General features: G+C 73.2%; 1 protein-coding gene and 1 pseudogene. One reads left to right on the plus strand and one right to left on the minus strand.

Going from position 1 to position 2784, the window contains the following annotated elements; genetic code table 11:
- The coding region (locus FV222_RS22135; RefSeq protein ID WP_147815651.1) for a xanthine dehydrogenase family protein molybdopterin-binding subunit at positions 1-2110 on the plus strand (2110 nt) is incomplete at its 5' end.
- A gap of 349 nt (positions 2111-2459) precedes the next feature.
- Here FV222_RS22135 and FV222_RS22140 read toward each other — a convergent pair.
- Positions 2460-2784 (minus strand): annotated as a pseudogene (locus FV222_RS22140) (adenylate/guanylate cyclase domain-containing protein); the annotation flags it as partial.

Below are 2784 nucleotides of genomic sequence, written 5' to 3' on the forward strand. Positions count from 1 at the left end.
CGCCGCGCTCTGCGCCGCGCGGATCGCCCGCGGGCGCGTCACCCATCTCGACGTGGCGGCGGCGGAGGCCCATCCGGGCGTCGTCGCGGTGATGACGCCGGACAACGCCCCGGCGCTGGCCCAGCACCCGGACGACAAGCCCCACGGCTTCATCTTCCGCCTCGACCTGCTGCAGGATTCCGCCGTCCGCTACGCCAACCAGCCGATCGCGGTGGTGATCGCCGAGACCCTTGAGGCGGCCACCGAGGGCGCGCGCCTGCTGAACCCGCGCTACGAGGCCGAGACGCCGCGCATCGGGCTCGACGCCGAGCCGCCGTTCACGCCCCCCGGCATCGGCGTCGGCCAGCCGCCGGAGGAGACCCACGGCGACGTCGAGGCGGGCCTCGCGACGGCCAGCCGGCGGATCGCGGCGACCTACGCGACCCCGGCCCAGTACCACAACGCCATGGAGCCGCACGCGGCGGTGGCCTCCTGGGACGGCGACCGGCTGACGCTCCACACGCCGAGCCAGGGCATGGCGATGGCGCAGGGGCGCCTCGCGGGGCTGTTCGGCATCCCGCCGGAGAACATCCACATCGAGAGCCCGTTCCTCGGCGGCGGCTTCGGCTCGAAGGGCCTGATCTCGGGTCCGCAGATCCTCGCCTGCATGGCCGCGCGCCTCGTCGGCCGGCCGGTCAAGCTCGTGCTCGCGCGCTCGCAGATGTACGGCCCGGTCGGCCACCGCGCCGAGACCCGGCAGAGCTTCCGCCTCGGCGCCGACGAGGCCGGCAAGCTCACGGCGCTGGAGCACGAGACGCTGACCGCCTCGAGCCGGTTCGACGACTTCTTCGAGCCGGCCGGCGGCGTTTCGCACACTCTCTACGCCAGCCCGGCCATCGCCGTCCGGCACCAGGCCGTGCGGGTCGACACCGGCACGCCGCTGTTCATGCGCGCCCCCGGCGAGGCCGCCGGCAGCGTCGCCCTGGAAAGCGCGATCGACGAGATGGCGCTGGCCTGCGACATGGACCCGCTGGAATTCCGCTTGGCGAACTATGCCGAGGTCGAGCCGATCTCCGGAAAGCCGTTCTCGTCCAAGGCCTTGCGCGAGTGCTACACCCGCGGCGCCGAACGCTTCGGCTGGTCGGCGCGGCCGAAGGCGCCGCGGCAGACCCGCGACGCGAACGGCCTCCTCGTCGGCTGGGGCATGGGCACCGCGACCTTCCCGGCGCTGATGTTCGAGGCGCAGGCGAAGGCCGAGCTGCGCGCCGACGGCACCGGTACGATCGAGGTCGGCGCCCACGACATGGGCCAGGGCGCCTGGACGGCGCTCGGCCAGATCGCCGCCGACGGCCTCGGGATCGGCCTCGACGCGCTCACCTTCAAGATGGGCTCCTCGGACCTGCCGAACGCCGGCATCGCCGGCGGCTCGGCCCACACCGCCACCGCGGGCGGAGCGATCCACGCGGCCGGCCAGGCGGTGGTGGCGCAGCTCGCAGAGCTGGCCACCAACGACCCCGCCTCCCCGCTCTACGGGGCCGGCAACGCCGGGTTCGTCGCCCGCGACGGCCGGCTCTTCCGCCGCGACGACGAGAGCCGCAGCGAGGTCTACGCCGACATCCTGGCGCGTGCCGGCCGCGGGAGCCTCACGGCCACCGGAAAGGCCTCGACCGACCCGGCCGCCGCCAAGACCTACGCCATGCACGCCCACGGTGCGGTCTTCGCCGAGGTGAAGGTCGACCCCGACCTCGGCCAGATCCGGGTCACCCGCCTCGTCGGGGCGTTCGCGGCCGGCCGCATCGTGAACCCGCGCCTCGTCACCAGCCAGTATTACGGCGGGATGATCTGGGGGATGTCGTTCGCGCTGCACGAGCACGCGGCGATGGATGCCCGCACCGGCCGCTTCCTCAACGACAACCTCGGCGAGTACCACGTGCCGGTGAACGCCGACACGCCGGCCATGGAGGCGATCCTGGTGCACGAGGACGATTCCCACGTGAACGCGCTGGGCATCAAGGGCGTCGGCGAGATCGGTATCACCGGCTCGGCCGGCGCCATCGCCAACGCAGTCTGGCACGCCACCGGCATCCGGGTGCGCGAGATCCCGATCACGCTGGACAAGCTGCTGGGCTGAAGGGCGGAACGGGGTTTCTGGGAACGTCTCCGCGCATCCCCTCGCCCCTCGCCCCTCGCCCCTCGCCCCGCGTGCGGGGAGAGGGCTGCGACGACCTCGTCGTCGTCGCGGCGAGGCGGCAGCCGAGGGTGAGGGGGCGACTCGGAAGAGACTCTTCCGTTCGCGCCCCCTCACCGTCGCTTCGCCTCCGCTTCCCGGCTGCACGACGGCGTGCAGCCGGGCCTCTCCCCGCAAGCGGGGAGAGGGGGAACTCACGCGTGATCCGAGGCGCTGACGAATCGAGCTCCCGCAGAGGGGGAGGGAAGACCACTTTTCGGCGGAGGCGAGATTCGACGAAGGCGAACCCAGCCTAGGCGGCATCCGCAATGGCGAAGAGCGCAGGGTGCACGTCGCCCTCCTCCGCCACAGGCTCGGCCCGCGCGCCGTCCGGGAGGGCCGGCCCGAGCAGCCGCAGAAAATCCTCGGAGGCGGCGATGTCGAGGTCTGCGGCCTTGGCGCGGGTCTCGAGGCGGGCGAGGGTGTTCATCGCTGGGCCGAGCACGGTGTATTCGGCGCGCAAGCCGTCGTCGAATACGCCGACCAGGAGGTCGCCGGCATGGAGCGCGACGACCACGCGCAGCGGGAAGTCGCCCGTCGCGGCGCGGTCGCGGTTCAGCGCGGCGAGACGGGTGCGG

The sequence above is a fragment of the Methylobacterium sp. WL103 genome, from assembly GCF_008039885.1.
GTDB lineage: Bacteria > Pseudomonadota > Alphaproteobacteria > Rhizobiales > Beijerinckiaceae > Methylobacterium > Methylobacterium cerastii.